Genomic DNA, 4,456 nt, shown 5'->3' on the forward strand with positions numbered 1-4,456 from the left:
GTGACCCTCCTGTCCTTTCCCGCTTTTCCCCGCACCGTCCAGGCCGTGATCTTCGACATGGACGGGCTGCTGATCGACACCGAACGGCATGTCCGCGTCGCCACGCTGGGGGCCGCCGACGAGATCGGCCAGCCCATTGATGACGATTTCTATGCCGGCATCATCGGTACGCCCTGGCCGGAAACCTATGCCATGCTGCGGGCTTTTTTCGGCGGTGACGAAGGCTTTGGCCGGTTCCGCACGGCGTTCCAGACCCGGATTGCCCTGTTGCGCACGGCCATCGCCCTGATGCCGGGGGTGGTGGAGATCATCGACCATCTGGAGGTGCTGGGCCTGCCCCTGGCGGTCGCCACCTCCACGGGCCGGGACAAGGCGGAGGAACATCTGCATCAGGCCGGCATCCGCCACCGGTTCGCCGCTCTGGTCACCCGTGACGATGTGGAGCGGGGCAAGCCGCATCCGGAACCCTATCTGACGGCTGCGGCCCGGCTTGATGCCGATCCGTCCCTGTGCGTTGCGCTGGAGGATAGCCATAATGGCATCCGGTCCGCCCATGCCGCCGGACTGATGCCCGTCATGGTGCCGGACCTGCTGCCGGCGACGGCGGAGATGCACCGTCTGGCCTTGCATGTGGCCGATGACCTGCACGGCGTGCGGGCCCTGTTCGCCTGACGCCGCGAACCAGGGGCCGCTTGCGCCGGCGGGTTCAGGTCTGATATGGTCTTCCCTACGGCAAGTAGCTGATTTTAATTGTTTATCGGGGGCAGGCCCAGCCGCCCCCCGAACTGTCCCGCCCCTGCCGGCGGGCCATCCGGGGACAGAATCCGCGAATGTCCGAAAAGAAAGCCATGCTGGGCCACAAGGTCCGCCGCCTGCGCCGCGACCTGAAGATGACTCAGGCGCAGATGGCGGAGGAGATCGGCGTCTCCCCCAGCTATCTGAACCTGATCGAGGCGAACCAGCGGCCCCTGACGGTGCCGCTGCTGCTGAAGATCGCGTCGGTCTATGGCATAGACATGGCGAGCTTTGCGGAGGATGACGAGACGCGGCTGGTGGCCAGCATGCGTGAGGTCTTCGCCGACCCCCTGTTCGAGACGGGTGACATCAAGGGCCAGGACATGAAGGAGGTGGCCGCCGCCGCCCCCAATCTGGGCCATGCCATCGTCTCGCTCTATCGCGCCTATCGGGAGGCGCGGGAGGATCTGGGTGCCCTGGCGGAAAAGGTGGCCGACCGCGACAAGTTGCAGGTGATGGGTGCCCAGGCCTTCCCGCAGGAGGAAGTGTCGGAATTCTTCCAGGGGGAGCAGAATCATTTCCCCGACCTGGAAACGGCTGCGGAAACCCTGTGGATCGATGGTGATCTGGAGGGGGGCAACCTGTACGGGTCGCTGTCGGCGTACCTGCTGAAGAAGCACGGGGTGCGGGTGCGGCTTATGCCGACCGAGGTGATGGGCGGCGCCATCTGCCGGTTCGACCGGCATTCCCGTCGTGTGCTGATCTCTGAAATGCTGGACCCGGCGGGCCGCACGTTCCAGCTCGCCAGCCAGGCGGCGCTGCTGGGCCATGCGCCGCTGCTGGAGGCGGCGGTGGCCCGTGGCAGCTTCAGCCATGATGAATCCCGCAAGCTGGCGCGGGTCGGGCTGGCGAACTACGTCGCTTCGGCCATCATGATGCCTTATGGCCGGTTCCTGATGGCAGCCAAGGAGGTCCGGTACGATATCGAAATATTGTCCCGGCGCTTCGTGGCCAGTTTCGAGCAGGTCTGCCACCGGCTGACCTCGTTGCAGCGGCCGGGGGCGAAGGGCGTGCCCTTCTTCTTCGCGCGGGTCGATCCGGCCGGCAACATGTCGAAGCGATTCAGTGCCGCGCCGGGTTTTCACTTCGCGCGGTTCGGCGGGGCCTGCCCGCGCTGGCATGTGCATGATGCCTTCCGCCATCCCGGCGAAATCCAGACACAGTTGGCACGCCTGCCGGACGGCACCACCTATTTTTCCATAACGCGCACGGTCACCAAGCCGGGCGGCGGCTGGAAGCAGCCGGCCCGGCAGTTCGCCATCGCCATCGGGTCCGACCTGGCCCATGCGGGGCAACTCGTTTATGCCGATGGGCTGGATTTGTCCGATCCGGAGACGGCGACGCCGATCGGCGTCAATTGCCGCATCTGCCCGCGCCTGGATTGCACGCAGCGCGCCTTCCCGCCCCTGTCCCACCGCCTGGCGGTGGATGAGCATATCCGCGGCGTTTCCAGCTATGTGAATGTGGGGGCGGTCTGATACTATTTTGCGGTGATCAGAGCCAATAGGCTCTGATCACCGCAAAATAGTATAAGGCATTGAAGTAAAATAAAATTTTCCGGACAGACATATAGGGGGATAGAAGGCTATTTCTGCTATTGTCCGCAGTTGAAGTCATTGTTGTCCGGGAAGTGTCATGACAAAAGATGCGATCAAGGGGCCTGCCTCCTATTTCCCCTCCATCGAGGCAAAATACGGCCGCCCTATCGCGGAGTGGAAAGCGCTTATCCGCGGGCAGAGCGGGAAAAAGCATATGGAGCTTGTCGCCTGGCTGAAGGCAGAGCATGGCATGGGGCATGGCCATGCCAATGCGCTCGTCGCGGATACGCTACGCGAATAGTACATGCCCGGAAGCGCTTCCGGCTTCGCCCTATCGTTACCCTTTATCAGTGGCTTGCCTGCGACCGTGATAGCCCCTCACCCCGGCTTGTCGCCGGGGTGAGGGGCATACCGGGCCGTTGGGCCGGTATGGATCCGGTACGGCGGCGACCGCCATCACGCCGCTCGTGCGGCGCAGCCAAGCCAACGAATGTTGGCGCCGGCGATTGAGGCCGGTGATCGGTTGTGATCACCGGGACTTGATATAAGAGTGTTCTGACGGGCGCTCAGCTTCCGGGGGTCTGGAGTGCCCGGCTGCCCGCGCCGGTCTGGATCAATTGTGCCTGCGCATTGATGGCGTTGGCGATGGTTTCGATGTTGCTTTCACTGTCGGCCTGCTGCACCGGGTCGAAGCCTGCGGCCTGGTTGATCGCCCCATAGGCATTCTGGAGTTCGGCATAGGCCCGGTCGCGGGCCCGCTTTGCCAGCAGGGCGGAAGCGGCGGAACGGATGCGCTCGAGTTTCGTCTGGGCATCGCTGGCCGCGGCGGCGGCGATCTGGTTCTGGATACGGGTTTCTACGGCTTCCAGGCTCGCATAGCGGTCATAGAGACGCTCGGCGCGGGCATGGCGGTGCCAGGCGAGGTTGACCTGGGCCAGCACGGCCATGCGCAGGGCCTGTCTGCGGATTTCGGCCACCTTCTCCCGGGCCTCGCCGGCTTCTTCGATCTTCGACCAGTGCAGGACGTTCAGCAGGTTCCAGGAAACCTGGACGCCGGCGTCGGCCCAATCATTGTTCACCAGATAATCGTTGCTGTCATAATTGAGGCCGGCGAAGAGGGTGGCCCCCGGCAGCAGCTTCAGCAGGCTCATGCGGGTTTCGATGGCCGCATTGCGGGCAATATAGGCCTCTTCCCGGACTTCGGGCCGTTCGACCATGGCGATGGCTTCCAGATCGGCGAGCGTATATCCGGGCTTCGGTACCACCAGGCTGGCTTCATCGGGAACGGCGACCTGGACCGGCGTGGCGGGTGGCAGGTTCATCAGGCTGGCGAGTTGCGTCCTGGCGATGGCCATATCGGCTTCCAGGGCTTCGAGCTGCTGCACGATTTCCAGCAGCGCCTTTTGATAGCGCAGGGCATCCAGCGGGGGCAGCAGGCGCTGTTCCTCGGCCTGTCTGGACTGTTCCAGCGCCTGACGGGCTTCATCCAGGATGGCGGCGACCTGGGGCTTCAGGCGCTCTGCGGTCGCGGCTTCCCACCAGGCGGCGCGGACCTGTTCGATGATGTTGAGAACGACGCGGCGGCGGCGTTCCTCTGCGGCCAGCAGCTTGTTGGCCTGCGCCTTGGCGCCGTAATAGGAGAGGCCGAAATCCAGGACATTCCAGCCGAGCTGGAGGTCGACCGAAGCGCTGGTCCGTTCGGAGCTTGTCGACGGCACCAGAGAGACCTGGCCCGTTTCCACCGATTCCGAAACCGAGGCAAGGACGTTGGAGCGGGTGCGCAAACCGGCCCGCGTGGCCAGCTTGGGCAGCATATCGATGCCGCTGGTGCCCAGGATCCTGTCCTCCAGCGCCTGTTCCATCAGGGTGACGCGGTGCTGAAGATTGTATTTCAGCGCGCGGGCCATGGCCTGTTCCAGTGTCAGGGGGGCGGTAACGGCCTCCTGGCTGGCGAACATGGCCTGACGGTCAGCGGCGGCCTGGGCGATCTGCTGGTCCAGGGTGAGGGGTTCCGGCGTGACGGTGCAGCCGGTGAGGATCAGCAGGATGGCCGAGCCGGCGAGCAGGCTGACGCGGCTTTTGCGGGACATGCGGTTCATTCTTGGGCTCTCCAGGTCGGCCGG

4 protein-coding genes are annotated in these 4,456 nt (G+C 64.5%); 3 read left to right on the forward strand and 1 reads right to left on the reverse strand.

The features are described 5' to 3' along the window. The 3 genes from ABC728_RS19705 (at position 1) to ABC728_RS19715 (ending at position 2,634) form a co-directional block, all read left to right on the forward strand. Positions 1 to 672, forward strand: coding sequence for an HAD family hydrolase (locus tag ABC728_RS19705; RefSeq protein WP_416618536.1), 672 nt, complete (start codon positions 1 to 3; stop codon positions 670 to 672). 158 nt (positions 673 to 830) lie between these two features. Next, complete coding sequence (locus ABC728_RS19710) at positions 831 to 2,273, forward strand: helix-turn-helix domain-containing protein (RefSeq protein ID WP_416618537.1); 1,443 nt, start codon at positions 831 to 833, stop codon at positions 2,271 to 2,273. 157 nt (positions 2,274 to 2,430) lie between these two features. Then, on the forward strand, positions 2,431 to 2,634 hold the full coding sequence (locus tag ABC728_RS19715) for a DUF4287 domain-containing protein (RefSeq protein WP_416618538.1): 204 nt from the start codon (positions 2,431 to 2,433) through the stop codon (positions 2,632 to 2,634). 265 nt (positions 2,635 to 2,899) lie between these two features. Here ABC728_RS19715 and ABC728_RS19720 read toward each other — a convergent pair whose 3' ends face one another. Further along, positions 2,900 to 4,432 carry a TolC family protein gene (locus tag ABC728_RS19720; RefSeq protein ID WP_416618539.1) on the reverse strand — a complete coding sequence of 511 codons (1,533 nt, stop codon included), beginning with the start codon at positions 4,430 to 4,432 and terminating at the stop codon, positions 2,900 to 2,902. Between the last annotated feature and the right edge of the window lie 24 nt (positions 4,433 to 4,456).

The organism is Niveispirillum fermenti, from assembly GCF_052474395.1.